This window comes from Mesorhizobium sp. M0701, assembly GCF_040320365.1.
Taxonomy (GTDB): Bacteria; Pseudomonadota; Alphaproteobacteria; order Rhizobiales; family Rhizobiaceae; genus Mesorhizobium.
Window position 1 is genome coordinate 41,370 of sequence record NZ_JAMYPO010000034.1, and the last position, 25,306, is coordinate 66,675.

At 61.8% G+C, this 25,306-nt stretch carries 28 protein-coding genes; 20 read left to right on the forward strand and 8 right to left on the reverse strand.

Translation table 11 applies throughout. The annotated features are described in order from the left end of the window. The first annotated feature begins 101 nt into the window (after positions 1-101). Positions 102-1,091: a zinc-dependent alcohol dehydrogenase family protein gene (locus NKI24_RS25925; RefSeq protein WP_352749488.1), complete on the forward strand. Its 990-nt coding sequence runs from the start codon at positions 102-104 to the stop codon at positions 1,089-1,091. 17 nt (positions 1,092-1,108) lie between these two features. On the opposite strand, the gene NKI24_RS25930 is transcribed toward NKI24_RS25925, so the two are convergent. Beyond that, positions 1,109-2,011, reverse strand: coding sequence for a LysR substrate-binding domain-containing protein (locus NKI24_RS25930; RefSeq protein ID WP_352569797.1), 903 nt, complete (start codon positions 2,009-2,011; stop codon positions 1,109-1,111). A 92-nt stretch (positions 2,012-2,103) separates the two neighbouring features. On the opposite strand from NKI24_RS25930, the gene NKI24_RS25935 reads away from it, so the two are divergent. The 6 genes from NKI24_RS25935 (at position 2,104) to NKI24_RS25960 (ending at position 8,584) form a co-directional block, all read left to right on the forward strand. After that, positions 2,104-3,654 carry a trimethylamine methyltransferase family protein gene (locus NKI24_RS25935; protein WP_352749492.1) on the forward strand — a complete coding sequence of 517 codons (1,551 nt, stop codon included), beginning with the start codon at positions 2,104-2,106 and terminating at the stop codon, positions 3,652-3,654. Between the two features lie 41 nt (positions 3,655-3,695). Beyond that, a complete protein-coding gene (locus NKI24_RS25940; RefSeq protein ID WP_352747024.1) occupies positions 3,696-5,345 on the forward strand; it encodes an ABC transporter substrate-binding protein in 1,650 nt (549 codons plus the stop codon). A 105-nt stretch (positions 5,346-5,450) separates the two neighbouring features. Then, positions 5,451-5,930 carry a DUF3828 domain-containing protein gene (locus NKI24_RS25945; protein ID WP_352452279.1) on the forward strand — a complete coding sequence of 160 codons (480 nt, stop codon included), beginning with the start codon at positions 5,451-5,453 and terminating at the stop codon, positions 5,928-5,930. Positions 5,931-5,934: 4 nt separating this feature from the next. Next, a complete protein-coding gene (locus NKI24_RS25950; RefSeq protein ID WP_352452278.1) occupies positions 5,935-6,492 on the forward strand; it encodes a hypothetical protein in 558 nt (185 codons plus the stop codon). A gap of 11 nt (positions 6,493-6,503) precedes the next feature. After that, complete coding sequence (locus NKI24_RS25955) at positions 6,504-7,688, forward strand: mandelate racemase/muconate lactonizing enzyme family protein (protein WP_352452277.1); 1,185 nt, start codon at positions 6,504-6,506, stop codon at positions 7,686-7,688. A 23-nt stretch (positions 7,689-7,711) separates the two neighbouring features. Next, on the forward strand, positions 7,712-8,584 hold the full coding sequence (locus tag NKI24_RS25960) for an alpha/beta hydrolase (protein WP_352749498.1): 873 nt from the start codon (positions 7,712-7,714) through the stop codon (positions 8,582-8,584). A gap of 14 nt (positions 8,585-8,598) precedes the next feature. On the opposite strand, the gene queF is transcribed toward NKI24_RS25960, so the two are convergent. Continuing rightward, a complete protein-coding gene (gene queF, locus NKI24_RS25965) occupies positions 8,599-9,060 on the reverse strand; it encodes a preQ(1) synthase (RefSeq protein WP_352452275.1) in 462 nt (153 codons plus the stop codon). Positions 9,061-9,174: 114 nt separating this feature from the next. Between queF and NKI24_RS25970 the strand changes: the two genes are divergently transcribed. Then, complete coding sequence (locus NKI24_RS25970; RefSeq protein WP_352452274.1) at positions 9,175-11,220, forward strand: oxidoreductase; 2,046 nt, start codon at positions 9,175-9,177, stop codon at positions 11,218-11,220. Positions 11,221-11,359: 139 nt separating this feature from the next. Here the strand turns inward: NKI24_RS25970 and NKI24_RS25975 are convergent, their stop codons facing one another. Continuing rightward, positions 11,360-11,728 carry a hypothetical protein gene (locus NKI24_RS25975; RefSeq protein WP_245274614.1) on the reverse strand — a complete coding sequence of 123 codons (369 nt, stop codon included), beginning with the start codon at positions 11,726-11,728 and terminating at the stop codon, positions 11,360-11,362. Positions 11,729-11,884: 156 nt separating this feature from the next. Between NKI24_RS25975 and NKI24_RS25980 the strand changes: the two genes are divergently transcribed. Next, entirely contained in the window at positions 11,885-12,313 is a 429-nt protein-coding gene (locus NKI24_RS25980) for a MarR family winged helix-turn-helix transcriptional regulator (protein ID WP_023674397.1), read from the forward strand. 20 nt (positions 12,314-12,333) lie between these two features. Further along, entirely contained in the window at positions 12,334-12,576 is a 243-nt protein-coding gene (locus NKI24_RS25985; protein WP_352452273.1) for a type II toxin-antitoxin system Phd/YefM family antitoxin, read from the forward strand. A 5-nt stretch (positions 12,577-12,581) separates the two neighbouring features. On the opposite strand, the gene NKI24_RS25990 is transcribed toward NKI24_RS25985, so the two are convergent. Further along, positions 12,582-14,654, reverse strand: a complete 2,073-nt coding sequence (locus NKI24_RS25990) for a putative bifunctional diguanylate cyclase/phosphodiesterase (RefSeq protein ID WP_352749502.1) — start codon at positions 14,652-14,654, stop codon at positions 12,582-12,584. Positions 14,655-14,919: 265 nt separating this feature from the next. On the opposite strand from NKI24_RS25990, the gene NKI24_RS25995 reads away from it, so the two are divergent. From NKI24_RS25995 to NKI24_RS26005, 3 genes are all read left to right on the forward strand, one after another. Continuing rightward, on the forward strand, positions 14,920-16,107 hold the full coding sequence (locus tag NKI24_RS25995) for a glycine C-acetyltransferase (protein ID WP_352749505.1): 1,188 nt from the start codon (positions 14,920-14,922) through the stop codon (positions 16,105-16,107). A gap of 96 nt (positions 16,108-16,203) precedes the next feature. Next, entirely contained in the window at positions 16,204-17,238 is a 1,035-nt protein-coding gene (gene tdh, locus NKI24_RS26000) for an L-threonine 3-dehydrogenase (RefSeq protein WP_352452270.1), read from the forward strand. A 33-nt stretch (positions 17,239-17,271) separates the two neighbouring features. Continuing rightward, positions 17,272-17,892, forward strand: a complete 621-nt coding sequence (locus NKI24_RS26005) for a DUF4304 domain-containing protein (protein ID WP_352452269.1) — start codon at positions 17,272-17,274, stop codon at positions 17,890-17,892. 32 nt (positions 17,893-17,924) lie between these two features. Here NKI24_RS26005 and NKI24_RS26010 read toward each other — a convergent pair whose 3' ends face one another. Further along, entirely contained in the window at positions 17,925-18,362 is a 438-nt protein-coding gene (locus NKI24_RS26010; RefSeq protein ID WP_352749510.1) for a MarR family winged helix-turn-helix transcriptional regulator, read from the reverse strand. A gap of 153 nt (positions 18,363-18,515) precedes the next feature. Here NKI24_RS26010 and hmgA point away from each other — a divergent pair, with 153 nt between their 5' ends. From hmgA to NKI24_RS26040, 6 genes are read left to right on the forward strand one after another with little or no spacing between them, the layout of a single operon-like run. Beyond that, on the forward strand, positions 18,516-19,829 hold the full coding sequence (gene hmgA / locus NKI24_RS26015) for a homogentisate 1,2-dioxygenase (RefSeq protein ID WP_352452267.1): 1,314 nt from the start codon (positions 18,516-18,518) through the stop codon (positions 19,827-19,829). A gap of 10 nt (positions 19,830-19,839) precedes the next feature. Continuing rightward, the gene (locus NKI24_RS26020) at positions 19,840-20,703 is read left to right on the forward strand and encodes an MBL fold metallo-hydrolase (RefSeq protein WP_352747056.1); all 864 of its coding nucleotides are present in this window, start codon (positions 19,840-19,842) and stop codon (positions 20,701-20,703) included. Next, complete coding sequence (locus tag NKI24_RS26025; protein WP_352452265.1) at positions 20,700-21,041, forward strand: DUF7660 family protein; 342 nt, start codon at positions 20,700-20,702, stop codon at positions 21,039-21,041. Before NKI24_RS26020 ends, NKI24_RS26025 begins: the two co-directional genes overlap by 4 nt. Before the next feature lie 17 nt (positions 21,042-21,058). After that, entirely contained in the window at positions 21,059-22,081 is a 1,023-nt protein-coding gene (locus NKI24_RS26030; protein WP_352452264.1) for a fumarylacetoacetate hydrolase family protein, read from the forward strand. Continuing rightward, entirely contained in the window at positions 22,078-22,371 is a 294-nt protein-coding gene (locus tag NKI24_RS26035; RefSeq protein WP_352452263.1) for a hypothetical protein, read from the forward strand. Before NKI24_RS26030 ends, NKI24_RS26035 begins: the two co-directional genes overlap by 4 nt. Positions 22,372-22,375: 4 nt before the next feature. Then, positions 22,376-22,936, forward strand: a complete 561-nt coding sequence (locus tag NKI24_RS26040; RefSeq protein ID WP_352452262.1) for a DinB family protein — start codon at positions 22,376-22,378, stop codon at positions 22,934-22,936. Here NKI24_RS26040 and NKI24_RS26045 read toward each other — a convergent pair. From NKI24_RS26045 to hppD, 3 genes are all read right to left on the reverse strand, one after another. Continuing rightward, entirely contained in the window at positions 22,915-23,289 is a 375-nt protein-coding gene (locus NKI24_RS26045) for a type II toxin-antitoxin system VapC family toxin (RefSeq protein WP_023674406.1), read from the reverse strand. The two genes, NKI24_RS26040 and NKI24_RS26045, sit on opposite strands and share 22 nt — an antisense overlap. Continuing rightward, positions 23,286-23,513, reverse strand: coding sequence for a type II toxin-antitoxin system Phd/YefM family antitoxin (locus NKI24_RS26050; protein ID WP_352749515.1), 228 nt, complete (start codon positions 23,511-23,513; stop codon positions 23,286-23,288). The genes NKI24_RS26045 and NKI24_RS26050 overlap by 4 nt, the downstream gene beginning before the upstream one ends. 69 nt (positions 23,514-23,582) lie before the next feature. Further along, positions 23,583-24,698, reverse strand: coding sequence for a 4-hydroxyphenylpyruvate dioxygenase (gene hppD, locus NKI24_RS26055; protein ID WP_352452261.1), 1,116 nt, complete (start codon positions 24,696-24,698; stop codon positions 23,583-23,585). Positions 24,699-24,837: 139 nt separating this feature from the next. On the opposite strand from hppD, the gene NKI24_RS26060 reads away from it, so the two are divergent. After that, positions 24,838-25,305: an Lrp/AsnC family transcriptional regulator gene (locus NKI24_RS26060; RefSeq protein ID WP_023674409.1), complete on the forward strand. Its 468-nt coding sequence runs from the start codon at positions 24,838-24,840 to the stop codon at positions 25,303-25,305. Position 25,306: the final 1 nt, after the last annotated feature.

The window sequence follows — 25,306 nt, forward strand, 5'->3', positions numbered from 1 at the left end:
TCAAAACCCACAGTTTCTGCTGCTCTACTCAAGCGGCTATTTATCCGCCTGATGAGCGCTGGCATAGCTGATTCAGTTCAAATATTTTGGAGTTGTGACCGATGGCACGTGTCGTTCGCTTTCATGAGCTCGGTGGTCCCGAGGTCCTGCGCATCGAGAATGTTGACACGCCTGCGCCCGCGAGCGGTGAGATTCAGATCCGCGTCAAGGCGTTGGGTATAAACCGCGCCGAGGCGCTGCTGCGTTCGGGGACCTACATCCAGACCGCGCCGTTGCCTTCCGGTCTTGGGCTCGAGGCGGCGGGTATCGTCGAGATGGTCGGCGAAGGCGTGGACGGGTTTGCGCCTGGCGATGCCGTCAGCATCGTGCCGCCATTATCGATGGCCCGCTGGCCTGCCTATGGTGAGATTGCCACATATCCCGCCGAGCTCGTCGTCAAGCATCCACCATCGCTGAGTTGGGAAGAAGCCGCCGCAGCGTGGATGCAATATCTCACCGCCTACGGTGCGCTGATCGACATTGCCAAACTCGGCAGGGAGGACTTTGTTGTCATCACTGCGGCATCGAGCAGCGTCGGACTGGCGGCGATCCAGATCGCCAACATGGTTGGCGCGACCACGATCGCGGTCACACGGACGTCCGCCAAGAAGCGGGCTTTGCTTGAGTTCGGCGCGGCCCACGTCATCGCCTCGGCAGAGGAGGACCTGGAAGCCAGGCTGAAGCGAATCGCCGGCCCGGACGGCGTGCGCGTGGTGTTCGATGCCGTCGGCGGCCCGATTTTCAAGCCTCTGACGGCGGCGATGGCACCGGGTGGCATTCTCATCGAATATGGCGGCTTGAGCCTCGACCCGACACCCTTTCCACTACCTGCAGTGCTGGCAAAGACACTGACGCTGCGCGGTTATCTCGTCCATGAGATCGTGCGCGATCCGGTCCGGCTGCAGGCCGCCAAGGCGTTCATCCTTGACGGACTGAGCTCGGGTTCGCTGAAGCCGGCAATCGCCAGAACCTTTCCGTTCGACCAGATGGTCGAGGCGCACCGCTATCTCGAATCGAACGAGCAATTCGGCAAGATCGTCGTGACCGTTTGACCGGGCATTTATCGGCCTCACGCCTGCGCCGCCAGCCAGTCCCGCACCTTGCGGGCGTTGTCGCTGAGTTCGCGGTTCTTCGACCAGATGACATGAAAGCCCTTGCCGGTCGTCATCGTGTGGCCGGTGACGCGCACCAGCAGCCCTGATGCCAGCAGCCGCTCGGCGAGGTGACCCCAGCCGAGCGCGATGCCTTGCCCTTCCATGACTGCCTGGATCACCAGCGCATAGTCGTTGATGCGCAAGCCGCGTCCGGCATCGGCGATGTCGACACCGGCCGAGGCGAACCATTCGTCCCAGCTGGCCGCCTCGCGAAACGGTTCTTCAAGATGGATAAGGCGGTGCGATTGAAGGTCCGCGACACGCTCCGGCAGCCCGAACCGTGCCACATAACTAACGCCGGCAACGGGGAATATCACCTCATCGGCCAGCGGCAGCGAATGATAATCCGGCCATTCCCTGGGCTCGCCGCCGCGGACGCCGAGCGGGATGTCTTCGGCGATGATGTCGAGATCGCGGTCGGCGGTCTGGATGCGCAGGTCGATGCCCGGCAATTCGTCGCGAAACTGCTGCAGGCGCGGCATCATCCAGAACGAGGCGAAGGCGGTCGAGGCGGCGAGCGTCACGTGCGCGCCGACGGCGATCTGGCGCAGATCCTCCGCCGACTTGCGAATGTGCGACAGGCCGAGCGAGACGTCGGCATGGAAGCGGTCGCCGGCCTCGGTCAGGCTGACTTGCCGGTGGCGGCGCTGGAAGAGTTTCGCGCCGAGCTGCTCTTCGAGCCCACGGATCGCATAGGAGACGGCAGCCTGCGTCATGCCGAGCTCGCGCCCGGCGGCGGTAAAGCTCGACAGCCGCCCGGCGGCCTCGAAAACGATCAGGCTGCCGGCCGACGGCAGCAGATGGCGCAAGCTTCGCATAAGCTGAGCTTATACAAGAGATCAGGATTTTCCAGCGTCACAGCTGCATTTTGTCTGGCTAGATTGGTCACCAACAGGAATATGGAGCCTTCATGAACGCACCGGCCGTTGAAGTGAGCGAACACGCCAACCGCCGCAGCGGTGGCCGCCTGGGGCGCAAGGCGCTGCGGGGCGCACCCATAGCGTCGTTTCCAACCCTGGTCCGCCAGATTCCCGTCTATCAGATGGTTCCGGACGAGGCGGTTGAGGTGATCCACCAGGAGTCGCTCTCCATCCTCGAAGAAGTGGGATGCGAGTTCCGCGACGACGAGGCGATCGCAATGTGGAAGGCGGCGGGCGCCGATGTCTCGGAGACAAGAGTCCGGATCGACCGCGCCCTGCTGATGGAGCTCATCTCGAAGGTCCCGTCGGAGTTCACGCTCAATGCGAGGAATCCCCAGCGTTCCGTACGTGTGGGTGGAAACAACTCCATCTTCGTGCCGATGTACGGGGCGCCTTACGTGCGCGACCTCGACAACAACAGGCGCTACGGCACACTCGCCGACCTCAACAATTTCCACAAGCTCGCCTACATGGCGCCGGCGCTGCATTCGTCGAGCTCGATCATCTGCGAGCCGATGGAAATCGCGGTGCCGAAACGTCACCTCCACATCATCCATTCGGCGCTGAAGCACTCCGACAAGCCGTTCATGGGCATCGTGACCTCCAGGGATCGAGCCGAAGACACGATGGCGATGGCAGGCATCGTGTTCGGCGAGGACTATGTCCGCGACAACCCGGTCCTGGTGTCGATCACCAACTGCAATTCGCCGCTGGTGTGGGACGCCACCATGCTGGACGCGATGAAAGTCTATGCGCGCCACAACCAGCCGCTGATCCTCGCCCCCTTCGCCCTTTGCGGCGCCTCGACTTCGGCCTCTGCCGTCGGTGCGGTCGCGCAGGTCAATGCCGAAGCGCTGGCGGGCGTCGCGTTCACACAGCTCCTGCGTCCGGGTTCGCCGCAGATCTACGGACAGTTCATGGTGACGGTCGACATGAAGACCGGCGCTCCCATGGGCGGCACGCCGGAGGCGGCCCAGATGATGTATCTCATGGGCGCGCTGGCGCGGAAGTATCGTCTGCCGTGGCGCACGTCCGGTTTCCATGTCGGCTCGAAGCTGAACGACGCCCAGGCGGGCTACGAGGCGAACATGCTGATGCATGCCGCCATCCTTGCCGGCGCCAACTACATCTGGCACTCCGCCGGTTGGCTCGAGGCCGGCCTGACCTGCGGCTATTCGAAATTTGCCACCGACTGCGAGCAGCTTGTCGGCTGGTACAAATATGCTGGCGGGCTGCCATTCGACGATTTCAAGGAGGCTATGGCGGCTATCCGCGAGGTCGGACCGCAGGGCCATTTCCTCGGCACCCAGCACACGCTTGAACATTTCGAGTCCGCCTTCTTCATACCGAGCATCATGGACTTCAATTCGTTCGAACAGTGGAAGGCGGAAGGAGCAAAGGACCACGACACCCGCGGCCGCGAGAAAGCGCGCAACATGCTCGCCGATTATGAGGAGCCGAAGCTCGATGAGGGCATCGCCGATGGTCTCAAAGATTTGATTGCGCGGCGCGAGGAGAAACTGCCGGACAGCGTTAGTTGATCACGGGCGAAGACCCGATGCGAACCATAAGGGAGGAAAAAATGACACTCTTCAGAAGCAACGGCGATCGCGTACCGAGCGCCATCGAAGCAATGGCCAGCGAGGCGCGCGCCGGTCGCGTCGACCGGCGGGAGTTTCTGGCCCTGGCAAGCGCTTTCGGCGCATCGACGGCCCTTGCCTACGGCATGATTGGACTTGCCGTGCCGGAGCGGGCTTTGGCTGAAGAGCCGAAGAAAGGCGGAACGCTGCACGTTTCGATGTCGGTGAAGGCGCAAAAGGACACGCGCACCTACGACTGGGTGGAACTTGCGAACATTTCACGCTGCTGGCTCGAGCCGCTTGTCCGCTACACCCGCCAGTTCACATTCGAGCCGGTTCTGCTCGAAGGCTGGGAGGTCAACGACGACGCCACCGAATACGTGCTGCATGTGCGCAAGGGCATCGCCTGGAACAACGGCGATGCTTTCAACGCCGATGACGTGGCCTACAATCTGACGCGCTGGTGCGAGAAGGCTGCCGCCGGCAATTCGATGGCCGCGCGCGTCGGTGCGCTGATCGATGCAAAGACCGGCAAGGCCAGGGAAGGGGCGATCACCAAAGTCGACGACAACACGGTGAAGCTGAAGCTGAACGAACCGGACATCTCGCTGATCCCGAACTTCACCGACTATCCGGCGCTGGTGGTCCATCGCAACTTCGACGCCGACGGCGCCAATCCGATTGAGAAGCCGATTGGCACCGGGCCGTTCGAACTGGTGTCTTATGCGGTCGGCCAGAAAGCGGTCGTCAAGCGTCGTGAGAATGGCAAATGGTGGGGCGGTGAAGCGCTTCTCGACGGCGTCGAATTCATCGACTACGGAACCGATTTCAACGCCTCGATAAATGCATTCGACTCCGGCGAAATCGACCTCAACTTCGAGACGCCGGCCGACTTCATAGACATCCTCGACAAGATGGGGCTGGTCAAATCGGAGGTCGCGACAGCGACCACGCTCGTCGCCCGGACCAACATCACGAACAAGCCCTATGACGACAAGCGGGTTCGCAACGCCCTCCAGATGGCCGTCGACAACAAAGCGGTGCTCGAACTTGGCTACGCCGGGCGAGGCACTGTTGGTGAAAACCACCACGTCAGCCCGATTCATCCGGAATACTACGCGCTGCCCAAGAAGACACGCGACGCCGCGGGCGCCAGGAAGCTTATGGCCGATGCCGGGCAGGACGACTTCGAGCATGAACTGATCACCGTCGAGGACGATTGGCAAAAGAACACCGGCGACGCTATTGCCGGCCAGTTGCGCGATGCCGGGATCAAGGTGAAGCGCACCGTGCTGCCGGGGTCGACCTTCTGGAACGACTGGACGAAATACCCCTATTCGATGACCATCTGGTACATGCGCCCGCTTGGCGTACAGGTGTTGGCGCTCGGCTATCGCACCGGCGAGGCCTGGAACGAAACCGGCTACTCGAACCCTGATTTCGACGCCAAGCTCAAGCAGGCTCTTTCGCTCATCGACGTGGAAAAGCGCCGCGAGGTCATGAAGGACATCGAGCAGATCCTGCAGGATTCGGGCGTCATCATTCAGCCGTTTTGGCAGAAGCTGTTCAGCCACATGAATGAGAAGGTGAAGAACTACGGTGTCCACCAAACCTTCGAGATGGATCTCCAGGATGTCTGGCTGAACGCCTGAGTTGCCAGCAGACGAGACGTTGCAGGATTTCATGGACCGCAAGAAAGCCGACGGGCAAGATGCGTGGTACTGATAGCTTCCGTCAGTGAACAATCGGGGACACCCATGAAACTGCCACTTTTTGTTGCCGCGCTTTCGATGGCCGTGCCGGCGGCCGCGTTTGCCGGCCCTGCTGCCAACGCCGTGAAGTTCTTTTATGTCCCGTCGGTCAAATTCGAGGCCGATGCGCAATATCGCGACCGCTTCACCGCGCCGGTGACGAAACTGTTCGAACTGAACGACAATGCGGCAAAGAACCATCCGGATGAAGTTCCCTGCATCGACTTCGCCCCTGGTCTCGATGCGCAGGACTATGACGAGAAGACCGTGGCCAAGACGCTGACGCTGGCCGAAACGCTGGACGGCGATAGCGCCGAGGTGACGGCGACGTTCAACCTTTTCCCCGAAGGCGATGAGTCCAAACGCGAAATGGTCTGGTCGTTGAAGAAGATCGACGGCCAGTGGAAGATCGCCGACATCACCTCGAAGACCAGCGGCTGGACGCTGAGTGCGCTCGAATGCCTTGCCGGGCAGTCGCCGGAGTGATGCCGTGCTCCGCTGCCGTCCCTGGGTTCTGGCGACTGCGTGCCTGCTGGCCGGATTGAGCAGCGCCGCCGCTCAGGGCCTGTTCGGCGCGCCGCCCGCAAACGCGCCGGCCGACAGTGCGGCACCTCCGCCGGCAGTTTCGCCGCCGGCAGAAAACGCGCCGGCCGCAGCCGTGCAGCCGGCCTCGCCGACCGCGGTGGTGAAGCCGTTCTACGAGCATGCCGGGCTCGAGGTCGATCCGGCTCAGCGGGGCCATTTCACCGACCCGGCAAAGTCGGTGCTGGACAAGAGCGACGCGCTGCGGAAGTCGGGGCAGGGCGAGTGCCTCGATCCCAACATGGCACTCGACAATTCCGAATACGACAAGGCGGAGATCGACAACAGCCTGAAGACCATCGAAGCGATCAAAGGCAACGAGGCCAAGGTCGTCGTCGCCTTCGTCGTCGCCGGCAACCCGCACCGGCTGGAGTGGAAATTCAGGAAAGTCGACGGCGACTGGAAGATATCCGACCTGCTCTCGGTGACCGGCGAATGGGCGCTCAGCCAATACCAGTGCGAGTGAGAACGGAACCGATGAAGATCACCAACATCCGCGTCACCCACGTCAACGTCCCGCTCGATGCTCCGTTCTGGTGGACGGCTGGTCTCTACGGCGGCGCCTCGAAATCGATCATCGAGGTCGAGACGGACGAAGGCGTGGTCGGACTGGGCGAGGCGCCATGGTGGCATTTCGGCGAGGTGATCAAGGCCGAGATCGCGCCGGCGCTGATTGGCGCCGATCCCCTCGACATCGCCGACTGCGAGGCGCGCTGCGTGCCGCCCTGGCAGATTACCGCCAATACTGGCGAGAATGCAGCCACGGTGGCGTTCGGTGCCGTCGAACTGGCGCTGTGGGATATAAGAGGCAAGGTCTTCGGCATGCCGCTCTACAAGCTGCTCGGCGGCGCGGTGCGCAAGGACATTCCGTTTTCGGAATATTTCGCCTTTCGCCCCGCTCAAGGCGGAGCCGGCGGCGAGATGACCGCCGAAGCGATCGTCGACTACTGTCTCGGCATGCGAGAACAGCACGGCTCGACGATCTTCGAGGGCAAGCTGATCATGGGCGATCCCGAGCTCGAGATCAGGACAGTGCGCATGCTGCGCGAGGCGCTTGGCGATAAAGCGCAGATCAAACTCGATTCCAACATGCAGTGGTCGCTGACCACAGCGCGCTGGGTGCTGGGCGAGATCGAGCCGTTCAACATCCGCAATTACGAGGATCCGGTCGCGACCTTCGAGGAGATGGCAGCGCTGCGCCAGCATTCGCGCATTCCGTTCTCCACGCACATCCCGGATCTCAGACGGGCAGTCGCGCTCGGTGCGCCGGATTACTTCGTCTGCAATTTCGCAGCACTCGGCGGATTATCGAAAACTCTGAAATTCATCGCCGCCTGTGAGGCGATGGGCAAGGGGTTCTGGTGCTATTCGAACGATCTCGGCATCATGACATCGGCTTATCTGCACGTCGTGGCGGCAACGCCATGGATCACCGAGGCGTCGCAATCCCTGTTTCGCTGGCAGATCGGCGACGTGATCAAGGACGGCCCGTTCAAACAGATCGCCAACACGGTGCGCGTGCCGGAAGGTGACGGGCTGGGTGTCGAACTCGCCCCGGCGGCAATGAAGCGCTGGTCAGCGCACTTTGCCGAACACGGGCCGATGCACCATTTCAGCGATCCGAACAGTCCCGGCCGTTACCGGCGGCTGCCGCTCAACTGATGCGAAGTGCACGTGACCGATCGATGAGAAGAGGTCCTGTCGTGGTTGCTTTATTCGCGGCGGTTTGCGTCCTGGCCTGCGCTGTCACCTGGGAGGCAGGAAGCCGCGCGGTGGCCCGCGTGCCTCAGCAAAGCTTCACGCTGCCTGTGGGGTTACCGGTGGAGCGCATCGTTCTGAAGCAGGAGGGCGCGCCCGATCTTGCCGGTTGGGTGGCGGATCGGCAGGACAGTTGCGGAACAATCGTGCTGTTACACGGACGCGGTTCAAACAAGCTGGCCATGGTTCCAAGAGCGAAGCTGCTTTTCGAAAGCGGCTACTCGATCGTGCTGTTCGATCTGTCGGGACATGGCGAAAGCGGCGGCGATATCAGAGGCTTTGGTTACATCGAACGGCAGGACGCCAGCCGCATCCTCGCCTTTGCGCGGCAACGCTTCGCCGGTCGCAAGGTGGCGGCCATCGGCTCGTCGCTCGGTGCGGCTGCTTTTGTATTTGGCGCTCAGCAGGAGCATGCCGATGCCTATGTCCTGGAGCAGCTCTACGCGACTTTGCTGGAAACCACGGCGTTGCGAGCGCCCTTGCCTATGTTGCGCGACGTACAGGCGACCATCCTCTTGGCGCAGATGCAGCTCCGCCTTGGCTTCGGGGTAGATGATGTCAGGCCGGTCGATCGCATCGGCGCGATTGATCGGCCGATATTGCTGCTAGCAGGCAATTCGGATCCGTTTGTCGCTCGCAGCCAGACACTGGCGTTGAAAGATGCGGCAGGCGCTGACGCAAAGCTGGTCTGGTTCGACGGCGCGCGGCACGTTGATCTCTATCGCTATGACCAACAGCGGTACCGCGACGCCGTGATGCCTTTCCTGGGGACCAACCTGTGCCGGACCGGGATCAGGTGAGCCGCTCCGTCCGATTAGCCGCGCCCGCGATAGGGGGCGACGCCGGTGTCGGGCAGCCACACACCTTCCGGCGGCGCGCCGGTTTGCCAGAACACGTCGATCGGAATGCCGCCGCGCGGATACCAATAGCCGCCGATGCGCAACCACAATGGCTTGGTCGCGGCGATGATGCGGCGGCCGATCATGACGGTGCATTCTTCGTGGAAGGCGCCATGGTTGCGAAACGAGGTCATGAACAGCTTGAGCGACTTCGATTCCACCAGCAGCGCATCGGGTGCGTACTCGATGACGATATGGGCGAAGTCCGGCTGGCCGGTGACCGGGCAGAGCGAAGTGAATTCCGGGCAGGTAAAGCGAACGATGGCCGGCGGGCCGTCGCCGCGCGAAAACGGCACGGTTTCCAGGACTGCCGCTTCAGGGCTCTGTGGCGCCTCGACGTTGGTGCCGAGCTGGGTGAGGTTTTTCGTATCGGTCATGAGCAGGTTCCTTGCTGCATGTCGCCCAAAACTGCGCAGCGATTTTGGGACAGCGACATGCGTAAAAACAGAAATTTGCCGCTCATTAGCACAATTTGAAACAGCAGGAAGATGATGACTAGCAACGACCCGCTCCTCCAGCCCTATCAGCTCAAGCATCTGACGCTGAAGAACCGGGTGATGTCGACCAGCCATGAGCCGGCCTATTCCGAGGACGGCATGCCGAAGGAACGCTATCGGCTCTACCATGCCGAAAAGGCCAAGGGCGGCATGGCGCTGACCATGACCGCCGGTTCGGCGATCGTCTCGCGCGACAGCCCGGCCGCTTTTGGCAATCTGCATGTCTATGACGACCGCATCGTGCCGTGGCTCGCCGAGCTTACCGATGCCTGCCACGAGCACGATTGCAAGGTGATGATACAGATCACCCATCTCGGCCGCCGCACCGGTTGGAACAAGGCCGACTGGCTGCCCGTCCTGTCGGCTTCGCCGGTGCGCGAACCGGCCCATCGCGCCTTTCCCAAGACTATCGAGGACTGGGATATCGAGCGCATCGTCGCCGACTATGCGGCGGCCGCGCAGCGCTGCCAGGCTGCCGGCCTCGACGGCATCGAGTTCGAAGCCTACGGCCATCTGATGGACGGTTTCTGGTCGCCGGCCACCAACCAGCGCGACGACGATTTCGGCGGCTCGCTCGACAACCGGCTGCGCTTCACCGGAATGGTGCTCGACGCAGTGCGTGCCGCGGTCGGCGAAAAGTTCGTCGTCGGCATCCGCATGGTCGCCGACGAGGATTTCGAGAAAGGCCTGTCGAAACAGGAGGGCGTCGAAATCGCCAGGCGGCTGGCCGGCTCCGGCAAGGTCGATTTCCTCAACATCATCCGTGGCTCGATCGAGACCGATGCGGCGCTGACCAAGGTCATCCCGGTGACCGGCATGCGCTCGTCACCGCATCTCGACTTCGCAGGGGAGGTGAGAGCGGCGACGAAATTCCCGACCTTCCATGCGGCGCGGATTTCCGACGTCGCCACCGCGCGTCACGCCATCGCCACCGGCAAGCTCGACATGGTCGGCATGACGCGCGCCCACATTGCCGACCCGCATATCGTCAAAAAAGTGATGGAAGGCCGCGAGCACGAGATCCGCCCTTGCGTCGGCGCCACCTATTGCCTCGACCGCATTTATGAGGGCGGCGAGGCGCTGTGTATCCACAATGCGGCGACGGGCCGCGAGGCTGATATCCCGCATATTATTCCGAAAACCGAGGGACCGAAGCGGAAGGTGGTCGTCGTCGGCGCCGGCGCCGGCGGGCTGGAGGCAGCGCGCGTCGCCGCCGAGCGCGGGCACCAGGTGACGGTGCTGGAAGCATCGAGCCAGGCCGGCGGCCAGGTGCGGCTGGCAACGCAAAACCCGCGCCGCAAGGAATTGATCGGCATCATCGACTGGCGCCTGGCCGAACTCGACCGGCTGGGCGTCGAGATCCGCTACGACAAATGGGCGGAGACGGACGACGTGCTGGCGCTGTCGCCGGACGTGGTGGTGGTCGCCACTGGCGGCCTGCCGCAGAACCCGCCTCTGACGGCGGGCGACGATCTCGTCACCTCGAGCTGGGACATCATGGCCGGCAGCGTCAAGCCGGCCGAGAACGTGCTGCTCTATGACGACAACGGCGGCCACCAGGGCATGGGTGCCGCCGAACTGATCGCCAATAGCGGCGCCAGGCTGGAGCTGGTTTCACCAGAGCGCTTCTTCGCCCCGGAAATGGGCGGCATGAATCATGTGCCCTACATGCGCGCCTTCCAGGAAAAGGGGGTCACGGTGACCATCAACACACGGCTACGTTCTGTGCGGCGCGAAGGCAACCAGCTGATCGCCGAGCTCGCCTCCGACTTCGCCGATGGCTGGCGCGGCGAGCGGCGCGTCGACCAGGTGGTGGTCGAGCACGGCACGCTGCCGCTCGACGATCTCTACCTGGCGCTGAAGCCGCTGTCGAAGAACGCCGGCGCGATCGATTACGAAAAACTGGTCAATGGCGGCGACATCTTTCCGGTGCGCAATCCGCAGAGTGGTTTCGTGCTCTTCCGCATCGGCGATGCAGTAGCCTCGCGCAACATCCACGCCGCAATCTATGACGGCATCAGGTTCGGCTTGCGGATCTGAGGAATATTTTGGATTGATTGGTGGCGCGCAGCCGAACCTCCGTACGGAGAGCCACCAGGCACGTCGGTCCGGTCTGCGCGCCGCGCACGCCGCCGGCTATCGCCGGGCACCGTACGATCTTGCGATTGCGGCAGGACGCTCAAAACATCCTGGCGGTGGCCATGCAGAACACGGTGATGACCAGCAGGCCGCCAGCGATGCGTTCGCCTTTTGTCATCTTGGCGCGCAATTGGGTTTGCTTCGCCGCATCGGCCCCGGCCAACTGCCTGCTGGCGGAACCCACCAGCGCGCCCTGAACCCCGGCGGCGATTAACGCCGTCAAGATGCCCAGCGCCAAGACCTTCTCCATCGAGCCGAAAGAGCCGTTGTGGAAGAAATACCACAGCAGCAAGCCCGTGAGGAAAACCACGCCGGCTGCGCCCATTTGCGGCCGGAAGAAACGTTCCGCCCTGATCTCCGGTTCGCGGGCGACCGCGATGGTGGTGCCGGCCCAGAACACGCCCGCCATGACGTGAAGGCCGAGGACGATGATGTAGACATATTGCATGACCGCATATCCTCTCTTGCCCACCGCCAGGCATATTGATAGATATCAAATGATTAGATGTCAACGCATAAGCTCGAGCCGGTTCCTTAGGCTTTGCCCTTGTTCTAGTGTCGGATCATGACGCCCTTTGACCGCCCGCCGATCGGGATGAATCTCGCGCGCACCGCCAAGCTGGTTGCGCAGGCTTTCGACGCTGCCTTGGTCGAGGCAGGCGGCACGCTGCCGGTCTGGGTCACGTTGCTGTCGGTCAAGTCGCGGGAGCTGGCCAACCAACGCGAGCTCGCCGGCATGATCGGCATCCGGGGCGCAACGCTGACCCACCACCTCAACGCCATGGAGACGCAAGGCCTGCTGATGCGCCGCCGCGATCCCGAGAACCGCCGGGTTCACCAGGTGGAGCTGACCCAAGCCGGAGAAGCGCTGTTCCTGAAATTGCGCACCGCCGCGTTAGCCTTCGACAAGCGGCTGCGGAAAGGACTGTCCGACGACAGGCTGGCGGAGTTTGCACAGGTGCTGGCCGCGTTGCGGGCCAATGTCGAGGGTTAGAAATTAGGATAGGAAACGCCATGCGCGAAATTTCGCTGAAGGATGCCGGGGCTACACTCTCGGCGCTGCTCGATCAGGTCGTCGCGGGAGAACCCGCCATCATCACCCGGCACGGCCGCAAGCAGGCGGTCATTCTGTCGTTTCAGGACTACGAAAGACTGGCGCGTGTGCCCAGCTTTGGACAATTGCTGGCAGGATTTCCCGGTGATGAGGATGACCTTCCGCCTCGGCAGATCAGGTCGGTTCGCAAGTCCGAACCATGACGGATCTACGCCCGGCAGCCCTGCAGCACCGTCAGCCTGGCCTTCTTGGGCGTTCGCGCCAGCAGCCATTCGCGCACGCTGTCCGGCGGCATCGGGAAAGCGATGGAATAGCCTTGCACCTGGTCGCAGCCGATCGCCATCAGCGAGTCGAGCTCGGCTTCGGTTTCAGCGCCCTCGGCAACGATCGAGATGCCGAGACCGCGGGCGAGTTCTGTGAGGGCACGCACGATCTTGGTGTTGCCGCTGTTCTCGTTGATGTTCTGGACGAAACGGCGGTCGATCTTCAGCCGATCGATCTCGTTTGGATTGACATGGCTGAGCGATGCGTAGCCGGTGCCGAAATCATCGAGCTCAAGATGGATGCCGGCGGCGCGAATGTGCCGCAGCTTTGCCGCGATACCGGTCTTCTCGTCGTCGAGGATGACGGATTCGACGATCTCCAGCGACAGTTTGTGCGCTGGCAGGCCAGCCCTCTCCAGCATGTCGAACAGGAAGACTTCGAAATCTGTCTCGCGCAGCTCCGAGCCGGATACATTGACGGCGATCCGCCCGAAGGCGATGCCTGCGCGGTTCCATTCGGCTGCTTCGTCGATCGCCTTGGCAATGACGATGCGGCCGATCTCGGGCATGAGTCCGCATTTTTCCGCGATCGGAATGAACTCGCCCGGCGCGATCATGCCGCGCTCGGCATGTCTCCAGCGAACCAGAGCCTCGATGCCGCTGATGCCGCCGTCCGACAGCGAGACTTGCGGCTGGAAATAGACTTCGAACGCCTTCTCCGAGATGGCGGTCCTGATGTCGAGCTCGAGCTGCTTGCGATAATCGAGTTCGTGCCTCAGCTCCTCGGAGAAGAACGACAAGCTGCCGCCGCCCTGCTTCTTGGCGGAATACAGCGCCAGATCGGCATGGACGAGCAGATCCTGCGCATTGTCGGCGTCGACAGGGTAGACCGCAATCCCGGCACTTACGCCCGGATGGATTGTCGTGCCTCGAAAGACGATCGGCTTGTTGAGCTTGGTCAGGATGCGCCGGGCGACGGTATCGATGTCCTCGGTGCTGCCGGCACCGTTGAGAATCATGACGAATTCATCGCCGCCGAGCCGCACGTTGAGATCCGACGTACGGCACGAATCACGCATGCGCTGCGCAGCCGCCACCAGCACATAATCGCCGGCGGCGTGGCCGAACGTGTCGTTGATCTGCTTGAACCGGTCGAGATCGAACTGCACAACGGCAACCCGTTCACGCCGTCGCCGCGCCGCATTGATCAGCGTATCGAAATGCTCGGTCAGGAAGGTGCGGTTGTGCAGGCCGGTCAGCCCGTCATGCACGGCGATAAAGGCCATGGAATTGCGCGCATCGACCAGCTCGCGCGTCCTGCGCAGGATGGCATTCGACATTGGCCTGAAAATGAAAAGCGCCACCAGCACGATGACGCCGATGGTCGAGTAGAACAATGTGCGGTTAAGATCGAGAAGTGTTTCGGATCGCTGGTCTGCAAAGGCGCTGATGCGCTGGCCAAGTGCGGCATAGCCCGACAATGTTGCGTTGGCAACGGAAGCGTTCAGGTTGACGCGCTCCTCTCCGCCTTTGTAGCCACCATTGCCGGCCATGTTGAGCCGCGATTCGAATGACGAGATCAGGCGTTCGCCGTTGGCGATAAGCCCGACCGAGAAATAGTCGAGATGGTACGGCTTGGCGAAAAGCACGCTCTCGATCGATTTCGGATCGAACCTTGCCGGCGACGCCGGATCGGCGGCGGTCCGTTCGAGCAGCAGATCGTAGTTCTTCTCGAACTCCACCGTCGCTTGCTTGAGCGCGCTAACCAGGGCCGGCTGCTGGTCGCGTGAAGCGCTGCCTGTCGCGCCGGCGAGGAAGACGATGCGCTGCGACAGGGCTTTCTGTGTGCTGACGATATCGAGCAGCGCCTGATTGTGCCGTTGGGTAGACATCACCTGTTGCAGCAGGATGAAGGAGGCCACGACCATGGCGGCTATGATCAACAGAGCCAGCCAGTAGCCGGATTTGATCAGGAGTATGAGCCTGCCTGAAACGGCGTGCACCGGCTGCTGCGACATTTTCTGAGGCGGCCCTCTCGCCAACGAATTCTTGTGCGACAACCTTTGGCTTCAAAGTGTTAACAGGTTTGGGACGGCAGCAGGCCGGCGGCGGCGACCGCGGCGGGAAACCCGCAAAGTGGTTATTGCAATCTTTCGCGGCGCCTCCGCATTTGAACATCGTGGCCTCTGCCGTGCCATTGCCGCCACCGAAGCGGTCGCTTTTGCGATGGATTTTTCGTCCGCGCGGCGCGACAGTCCTCGTCGATCTCAACAGGGCCTGATCATGACCGAAGCATTCCTTTCCCACATCGACAGCGAGCTTGAAGGACTGAAATCGGCCGGCCTTTACAAATCCGAACGGGTGATAACCTCGACCCAATCGGCCGAGATCGAGGTCGGCGGCGAGAAGGTGCTGAATTTCTGCGCCAATAATTATCTCGGCCTCGCCGACAGCGCCGAACTGCGGAAAGCGGCCAAGCAGGCGCTTGACCGCTACGGCTACGGTATGGCGTCGGTGCGCTTTATCTGCGGCACGCAGGAAGAACACAAGCAGCTCGAGGCAACGATTTCTGGCTTCCTCGGCATGGAGGATACGATCCTCTACGGCTCCTGCTTCGACGCCAATGGCGGCCTGTTCGAGACGCTGCTCGGCGAGGAGGATGCGGTCATCTCCGATGCGCTGAACCACGCTTCGATCATCGACGGCGTGCGGCTGTCGAAGGCAAAGCGCTTCCGCTACGCCAACAACGACATGGCCGATCTGGAAGCGCGGTTGAAAGAGGCGCGCGACTGCCGGTTCCGGCTGATCGCCACCGACGGCGTGTTCTCTATGGATGGCATCATCGCCAATCTGAAGGGCGTCTGCGACCTCGCCGACAAATACGATGCGATGGTGATGGTCGACGACAGCCATGCAGTTGGTTTCGTCGGCAGGAATGGCCGCGGCTCGGCCGAACATTGCGGCGTCGAGGGCAGGGTGGACATCATCACCGGCACGCTTGGCAAGGCGTTGGGTGGCGCGTCGGGCGGCTACACTTCGGGCAGGAAGCAGGTAGTCGACTGGCTGCGCCAGCGCTCGCGCCCCTATCTGTTCTCCAACACGCTGATGCCGGCGATCGCCGGCGCCTCGATTCGGGTGTTCGAACTGGTCCGCAATGGCGATGCGTTGCGTCAGCGCCTATATGCCAACGCAGCGCGGTTTCGCTCCGAGATGGGCAGGCTCGGCTTTACACTGGCCGGCGCCGACCATCCGATCATCCCGGTGATGCTGGGCGACGCGACGTTGGCACAGGAAATGGCGGCGCGGATGCTGAAGCGCGGCATCTATGTCATCGGCTTCTCGTTCCCGGTGGTGCCGAAGGGCCAGGCGCGCATCCGCACGCAAATGTCGGCCGCCCATTCCAGCGCTGACATCGATCGTGCGGTTGAGGCGTTCGCCGCAGTCGGTCGCGAACTCGGCGTGATTTCCTGAGCGGCCGGGACCGAAAAGTGATTCCGGATCAAAAGATTCGAGCGACTAAGTTCAGGCGACTAAGGTTCAGGCGACTAAGGTTCAGGGGACAAGAGAATGTCGAACATGATGAAGGCGCTGGTCAAGGCCAAGGCCGAGCCGGGCATCTGGATGGAAGAGGTGCCGGTGCCGGAAATCGGTCCGAACGACGTGCTGATCAAGATCAGGAAGACGGCGATCTGCGGCACCGACGTGCACATCTACAATTGGGACCAGTGGGCGCAAAAGACGGTGCCGGTGCCGATGGTGACCGGCCACGAATTCGTCGGAACCGTCGCCGATTTCGGCACGGCGGTGACCGAGTACAAACTCGGCCAGCGCGTTTCCGGAGAAGGCCATATCGTCTGCGGCCATTGCCGCAACTGCCGGGCGGGCAGGGGGCATCTGTGCCGCAACACGCTCGGCGTCGGCGTCAACCGGCCGGGCGCCTTTGGCGAATACCTGGCGATCCCGCAGCACAATGTTGTGCCGATCCCCGACGACGTGCCGGACGAGATCGCGGCGATATTCGATCCCTTGGGCAATGCGGTTCACACCGCATTGTCCTTTGATCTCGTCGGCGAGGACGTGCTGGTCACCGGCGCCGGGCCGATCGGCATCATGGGCGCGCTGGTGGCGCAGTGCGTCGGCGCGCGAAAAGTGGTCATCACCGACATCAACCCGGTGCGCCTGGCACTGGCGAAAAAGCTCGGCGTCCAGCATGTCGTCGATGCGTCGAAGGAAAAGCTGCGCGACGTGATGCCGGCGCTCGGCATGACCGAGGGTTTTGACGTCGGCCTCGAAATGTCGGGCGCAGCCCCTGCCTTCCGCGACATGATCGACACCATGAACAATGGCGGCAAGATCGCCATTCTCGGCATCGCGCCGACCGGCTTCGAGATCGACTGGAACAAGGTCATCTTCAAGATGCTGCACCTGAAAGGCATCTACGGCCGCGAGATGTTCGAGACCTGGTACAAGATGATCGCGCTGGTGCAAGGCCCGCTCGATGTCAGCGGCCTGATCACGCATCGCATCGGCATTGACGACTATATTTCCGGCTTCGAGGCGATGAAGAGCGGCAATTCCGGCAAGGTGGTGATGGATTGGTAGCGCCACGCCCATTGCTGTCATGTAGGGACCGAGATGGCGGATAACGAGCACGGACGTATCATTGCTTCGCAGGCAAGGATCGCATTGCAGCCTGCTGGATTTCGGCGGAAGGGTCAGTCGCGAACCTGGATTGCCGACCGTGGCTTCTGGCTAAGTGTTGTCGAGTTCCAACCCAGCTCTTGGTCGAAAGGCTCTTACCTGAATTTAGCGGTTCACTGGCTTTGGGGTTTGCCGCCATTCACATTGACGTTCGATCGCGTTGAGCGCGTTGGCTCCTTTGTTGAGTTCGAGAGCCCAGAGCAGTTTCTCCCCTTGGTAGGTCAAATGGCCAGGGAGGCAGTCGAAATCGATCAGGTTCACCGATCGATGTTCCCTTCCGTTCAGGCGGCGGCGACGATCCTCGTGAATGAATTGCAGCCCCGTGCATACGGCGAATGGGCAGCTCTCAATGCCGGGGTGGCGGCCGGCTTGGCTGGTGATTTTGAAACAGCGAGGCGGCTGTTTGAAAGCGTTCGAAGACACGCGGCTTCGCAAGCGCAGGTGCTCCTGACTTACATCGATGATCCGGTAGCATTTCGAAGCTATGTCAGAGGCATCATTGAAGCCGAACGCGCCTATTACGGTTTAGGAGCGTCGCCTGCCCAAGCCATCTGATTTCTGCGACGGTCGAAGCTGAGGGAGGATTTTCAACCCAAGGTGAGTTTTGCCTCCAGCGCCGCTACCCCACCGACAATCGCCGCCCGCTCTTCCGCACCAAGCCTCTCCAGCAGCTCCCGCTCGAACTCCTTCGCCAGCGGCACCATCTCGCGATAGGCAGTAACGCCAGCCTTGGTCAGCGTCAGATGCTCGACGCGACGGTCTTTCTCGTCTGGCGTGCGGGTCAGCCAGCGGCGCCGCTCGAGTTCGGCGACCGCGCGCGAAACCTTGGTCTTGTGCATGGCCGATTGCTCGCCGAGCGCCGTCGCCGTCATCGTGCCGTGCTGTCCAAGTCCCGCAAGCGTGCGCCATTCGGGCCGGGTCAGGCCGTGGCGGTCCTTGTATATCCTTGAGAATTCGCGGCTGACGGCATCGGCGAGCCGATAGAGCCGGTAAGGCAGGAAGGATTCCAGTTCGAGGATTTCCATGGTTGGCCCTGACTGGCATGCTGGCGGCTCATGCCGAAATCACCGTTGATGGTTACATTTTCAATGGTTACAAATGAAACCGGTATGGTCAACTCGGAGCATCTTTGCGGATGCGCAAACGATGCTCCAAGACCATGAATTCGGGAGGATTCCATGGCCTATTCCTACATGCCGGGTTTCGGCAACGACTTCGAGACCGAGACTCTGCCGGGCTCGCTGCCGCAAGGGCGAAACTCGCCGCAGCGGCCGGCTTACGGCCTCTATGCCGAGCAGCTTTCGGGCTCTCCATTCACCGCGCCGCGCGGCACCAATGAGCGCTCCTGGCTTTATCGGATAAGGCCAAGCGTCAGGCACACCGGCCGCTTCAAAGCGGCGAATTATCCGCTTTGGAAAAGCGCGCCGAACGTCGGCGACCATCAGCTCGCACTCGGCCAGTATCGCTGGAGCCCCGTGCCGATGCCGAAGGAACCGACCAATTTCATTGCCGGCATGCGCTCGATCACCACCGCCGGCGACGTGCTTAGCCAGACCGGCATGGCGGCACATGTCTATGTCGCCAACCGTTCGATGGCCGACGACCATTTCTTCAACGCCGATGGCGAGTTGCTGGTCGTGCCGCAGGTTGGAGCCTTGCGCTTCGTCACCGAGATGGGCGTCATCGAACTCAGGCCGGGCGAGATCGCCGTGCTGCCGCGCGGTCTGGTGTTCAAGGTCGAACTGGTGGATCCGCAAGTGCGCGGCTATGTCTGCGAGAATTACGGCGCCAAGCTGACGCTGCCGGATCGCGGCCCGATTGGCGCCAACTGCCTGGCCAATCCGCGCGATTTCAAGACGCCCTGTGCCTGGTTCGAGGACAAGGAAACACCGTGCCGGCTGATCGCGAAATGGTGTGGCCAGTTCCATGTCACCGAGATCGATCATTCGCCGCTGGATGTGGTGGCGTGGCACGGCAATTATTCGCCCTACAAATATGATCTTGCGACCTTTTCGCCGGTCGGCGCGATCTTGTTCGATCATCCTGACCCATCGATCTTCACCGTGCTGACCGCGCCGAGCGGCGAGGAAGGCACCGCCAATATCGATTTCGTCATCTTCCCGCCGCGCTGGCTTGTGGCGGAAAACACTTTTCGGCCGCCCTGGTATCACCGCAACATCATGAGCGAGTTCATGGGCCTGATTCATGGTCAGTACGATGCCAAGGAAGAGGGCTTCGTGCCCGGCGGCATCAGCCTGCACAACATGATGCTGGCTCACGGACCAGATGCGTCTGGCTTTGAAAAAGCCTCGCGCGCGGAGCTGAAACCGGTCAAGCTCGACAACACCATGGCCTTCATGTTCGAGACACGCTTTCCGCAAATGGTGACCCGCTATGGCGCCGAGCTCGAAACCCGGCAGGACAATTACATCGACTGCTGGGCCGGCCTGAAGAAGCGCTTCAACGGCACGCCAGAGGGCGACTGGTCTTGAGCGCCGACGCATGACGGATCGTCTGGTGCTTCTGGGCTCGAAGGGTGGCCCGGCGCTGCGGCCGGGCGGCCCGTGGCCGAGTTCGTCGCTGCTGGAGATTGGCGGCCGCACCATCGTCGTCGATTGCGGGCTGGGCGTAACGCGCGGGCTGACCGATGCCGGCATCAGCCTGAAGGCGCTCGACCTGATCTTCATCACGCATTTGCATTCCGACCATGTGCTGGAACTCGGACCGTTGATCCACACCGCCTGGACCGCCGGCCTGGCGGCGCCCGTCACTTTGTTCGGCCCGCCCGGCATCGGCCATTATTGGCAGCGCTTTTGCCAGGCGATGGAATTCGACATCGAGATCCGCATCGCCGACGAAGGCCGGCCGGATATCCGCGACCTGGTTTCGATCGTCGAGTTTGGTGAAGGCCAGGTGGCGGAAGAGCGCGGTCTCAAAATATCGGCGCTGCGCGTCGACCACCCGCCGGTGACGGATTGCTTTGCGCTGCGCTTCGATCATGCGGGGCAAGGCATCGTCTTTTCATCGGATACGGCGTTCTTTCCGCCATTGGCGGATTTCGCCGAGGGCGCCGACGTCCTGGTCCACGAGGCCATGCTGGAAAAGGGTATCGAGCGGCTGGTCGCGAAGACCGGCAACGGCGCAAGGCTGAGGGAACACCTGCTTGCCAGCCACAGCTTTGCCGAGGAAGCGGGCCGCATCGCCTGTGATGCAGGCGTCAAAAGACTGGTCCTCAACCACCTCATTCCCGCCGACGATCCCGAGATCGGCGAGGCCGACTGGATTGCCGCCGTCAGGAAAACATGGGCCGGCGACTTGACGATCGCCCGCGACGGCCTTGTTGTGGGGCTTGGGAGTGAGACGTGACCAACGACAAGCTTTGGGAAGAGGTGCGGAAATCCGAGGAGACATCCTGGGCGCAGCTCTCCTTGTTTCTCGATCGGGTGGAAGACTTGCCGTCTTTCGTCCGGTTCGTCGATGCGTTGAGGAGGGATCGGGAAGACGCCGACCGCAGGGAGATTGCGAAGCCCGGACCATCCGATCCCGGCTGGAATGGGTGGCAAAATGGCTCGATCAGCACCTTTCTCGAATCGGCGGTCGCCTGGTTCGAAGCCCATGGGCAGGGCAATCCGGCGTTTCTAGCGGATGAAAATCCTTGGAAAGCCGCGGCCAGAATTATCTACGCCGGCAAATACTACGAATAAACGCATTGGGAGGACGCATGAAGCTTGCCACATTGAAGGATGGGACGCGCGACGGAAAGCTCGTCGTCGTCTCGCGCGACCTGACGCGGTTTACCGATGCTTCGTTCCTGGTGCGGACGCTGCAGGCCGCGCTCGACGACTGGCATCGCATCGCGCCGCATCTCGCTGCGATGGCCGAATCGCTTGAGAATAATGCGGTGCCGTCTGCCCGCTTTCACGAACATGACGCCCTTTCGCCGCTGCCGCGCGCCTACCAATGGGCCGACGGCTCGGCCTATGTGAACCACGTCGAGCTGGTGCGAAAGGCGCGCGGCGCCGAGATGCCGGCAAGCTTCTGGACCGATCCGCTGATCTACCAGGGCGGCTCGGACTCCTTCCTCGCGCCGCGCGACCCGATCCGCATGGCCGACGAGGCCTTCGGCATCGACATGGAAGGCGAGGTCGCCATCATCACTGACGACGTGCCGATGGGCGCAAGCCTCGATGAGGCGCGGGCGGCGATCCGGCTGGTCATGCTGGTCAACGATGTAACGCTGCGCGGCCTGACCGGACCCGAGCTCGCCAAGGGGTTCGGCTTCTACCAGTCGAAACCGTCATCGGCCTTTTCGCCGGTTGCGGTGACGCCGGACGAGCTGGGCGATGCCTGGGACGGCGGCAAGGTCGCCCTGCCGCTGCTGGTCGATCTCAACGGCAAGCCGTTCGGCCGGGCAAACGCCGGCATCGACATGACCTTCGATTTTCCGGCGTTGATTGTTCATGCCGCAAAAACGCGGCCGCTGGCTGCCGGCACCATTATCGGTTCGGGCACCGTCTCCAACAAGCTCGACGGCGGGCCGGGCAAGCCTGTCTCGGCGGGCGGCGCCGGCTACTCCTGCATCGCCGAGTTGCGCATGATCGAGACCATCGAAACCGGCGAACCGAAAACGCCGTTCCTGCGCTTTGGCGATAGCGTGCGCATCGAGATGAAGGACAGGGGCGGGCATTCGATCTTCGGCGCCATCGAGCAGAAGGTCGAGAAGTACGAGGGGGCAAGAGCATGACGGGCGAGACATTCTATCTGCTGTGCGGTGTCTGGGCCCTTGTCATGCTGGCGATCTTCATCCTGGCGATCCGCCTGAGCTATCGCATCGAGGCGCGCTCGCCCGGCCTGACCAACCGCAGCGGCCTGCCGCGCAAGGCGATGATGTTTCACACCGTCACCAACACGAATGTCGCGCTGGACCAGGAAACGCAAGCCATGCGGCGGCGCATGATCGGGCTGCTGCTGACTGTTTTGGCTGGGTTTGCGCTTCTATGGGCGGGTGTGTCGCTATTCCGGGTCGCGCCGTGAAGTCATGGACCTGCTGAACCATTTTCGGCGCATGGCAGCCAACAATCTCTGGTCGAACGACCGGCTCTATCGTGCCGTGCTGCAGCTTGAGCCCGGCGAATTCGAGGTTGAAAGGATAAGCTTCTTCCCCTCGATCAAGGCAACGCTCAATCACATCCTGGCGGTCGATCACCTCTATCTCGATTTTCTCGAAGAGGGCGGCGTCGGCGCCGCCGCCCATGACGATTTTGTGCCGTTCAATGATGCCAAGGCGCTTTTTGTTGCACAGGCGGAGGCCGACCGGCGGCTGATCGCCTTTTGCGACCGCCTGTCGGCGGACGATCTCGAGCGCCGCGTCGTCACCGACCGGCGCGAGGACGGCATGGTACCGGAACGGATCGGCGACGTGCTCGCCCATCTCTTCATCCACGACATCCATCATCGCGGCCAGGTGCACGCGATGCTGTCCGGCACCTCGGTGAAACCGCCGCAACTCGACGAGTGCTTGCTCGATTACGATGTGAAGTTGAGGAAAGCCGAAGTCGAGCGGCTGGAGCTGGATGATCAGGCCAACGCGACGTCGTAGGCTGAGAAATGTCGATCCGCAGTGACCACCGTCAGACCTTCAATTTGAGCCTGTGCGATGAGCAGACGGTCGAAGGGATCGCGATGATGGAACGGCAGATGCTCAAGCCTCGCTGCGTGTAGTTCATTCACACTGAGGATCGGAATGCCGTTCGATCGCAGGATTTCCACGATGTTGCCTGTGAGCGTGACTTTGCCGAGCGATTTCTTAATGGCGATCTCTGCTACCGAGACGGCGCTGACGACCACATCCTCGCCCGCAAGAAAGATGTCGCGATGGTGATCCGAAAGGCGTGAATCCGCGTTGAGTACCCAAAGCAGAATATGAGTATCCACCAGATATTGGCGGCTCATTTAATGTACTCGTCCCATTCGGGACCGAGTTCATCAAAATCATCCGGTATCCGAATTCGGCCTTTCAGGGCCCCAAAAAGGCCTTTGCTCCCGCCGGCCCGGGTGGGCGCGCTTAAGGTCGCCACCACCTCTCCATGCCGCGTCAGATGGATCTCTTCGCCGGCCTGGGCACGTTTCACCAACTCAGAGAGTTGGGCCTTCGCTTTTGCCATCGGAACATTCATGGTCAGACCTCTTATGACCAGAATTTAGGTCATAATTGATCAAACCACAAGGCACCTCGGCCGAGTTGGCTACGCTGCCTTGCCGTCCACCTTCAGCACGCCGCGCTTGATCTGGTCCTGCTCGATCGATTCGAACAAGGCGCGGAAATTGCCCTCGCCAAAGCCTTCGTCGCCCTTTCTCTGGATGAACTCGAAGAAGATCGGGCCGATCACGGTTTTCGAAAAGATCTGCAGCAGGATCTTGGTCGTGCCGCCGTCGACGACGCCCTCGCCATCGATCAGGATGCCGTGCTTCTTCATACGTTCGATCGGCTCTTCATGGCCGTTCACGCGGGCATAAGACATGTCGTAATAGGTCTCCGGCGGTCCCGGCATGAACTTCAGGCCGTTGGCGGCCAGCCTGTCGGTGGCGCCGTAGATGTCGTCGGTGCCGACGGCGATGTGCTGGATGCCCTCGCCATTATACTTCTTCAGATATTCGGCGATCTGGCTGGTCTCGTCCTTGGACTCGTTCAGCGGGATGCGGATCTTGCCGCAGGGCGAGGTGATGGCGCGGCTGACCAGGCCGGTGATCTTGCCGTCGATGTCGAAGAAATGGATCTGCTTGAAGCCGAACAGGTCTCGGTAGAAATCCCACCATTTGTCCATCTGGCCGCGATAGACATTGTGGGTCAGGTGGTCGAGATAATAGAAGCCGACGCCTTCCGGCCTGGGGTCGCGCTCGCCCAGCCAGTCGAACTCGGCGTCGTAAGCCGAGCCCTTCTCGCCGTAAGTTTCGATGAAATAGAGCAGCGATCCGCCGATACCGACGATCGCCGGCACATCGAGCGTCTTGTCGTTGCCTTCATAGGGCGTCGCGCCCTTGGCCACAGCGTGATCGAAGGCATGCCTTGCATCGATCACCCGCCACGCCATCGAGGCGGCGCAGGGGCCGTGCTTGTCGACGAATTTCATGGCATGCGAGCCCGGTTCGGCATTGACGACATAGTTGATGTCGCCCTGTCGCCAGACGGTGATGTCCTTGCTGCGGTGCTTGGCCACCGGCACATAGCCCATGCGGGTGAACAGTTCGGCGAGCTTTTCCGGCTCGGCATGCGCGAATTCGACGAACTCGAAGCCGTCGGTGCCGGCGGGATTGGTTTTGCTGATCTTGGCGGGCGGTGCGTCGTGCGGGAAGGGACCCATGGCATTGCTCCGAAATCTGGAACTGGCCGCGTCGGCCATCTAAACCCAATTATAGCGCGGAGCGAGTGCAAATTGCTTGCATTCAAACGCTTGAAATGGTCTGATCATGCGCGAGTTGTGCACTGCGGACCCGAAATACATGGATGAGGCGCGCATCGACCAGTTTGACCGCAAGATAATGGCTCTGTTGCAGGGCGATGCACGGCTGACCAACAACGATTTGTCGGAACGGGTGAACCTGTCCGCGTCGCAATGCTCGCGCCGTCGCCAGCGACTGGAGGAGGACGGGTATATCAAGGGCTACCGGGCGGTGCTCGACCGCGACAAGCTCGGCTTTTCCCTGGTCAACGTCATTTCGGTGACGCTCGCCACCCACAACCGCGACAATGCGCGGCGTTTCGGCGAATTGGTGGCGCGGCTGCCGCAAGTGCAGGAAGCGCACGCGCTGACCGGCGAGATGGATTATATATTGAAGGTCGTGACGCCGGACCTGAAGTCGCTGTCGGAATTCGTCAACGGCGTGCTGCTGCCGCACGAATCCGTGCAGCATGTGAAGACGGCGATCGTGCTGGAGACGCTGAAGGAAACCGGCGCGCTGCCGATTTGAG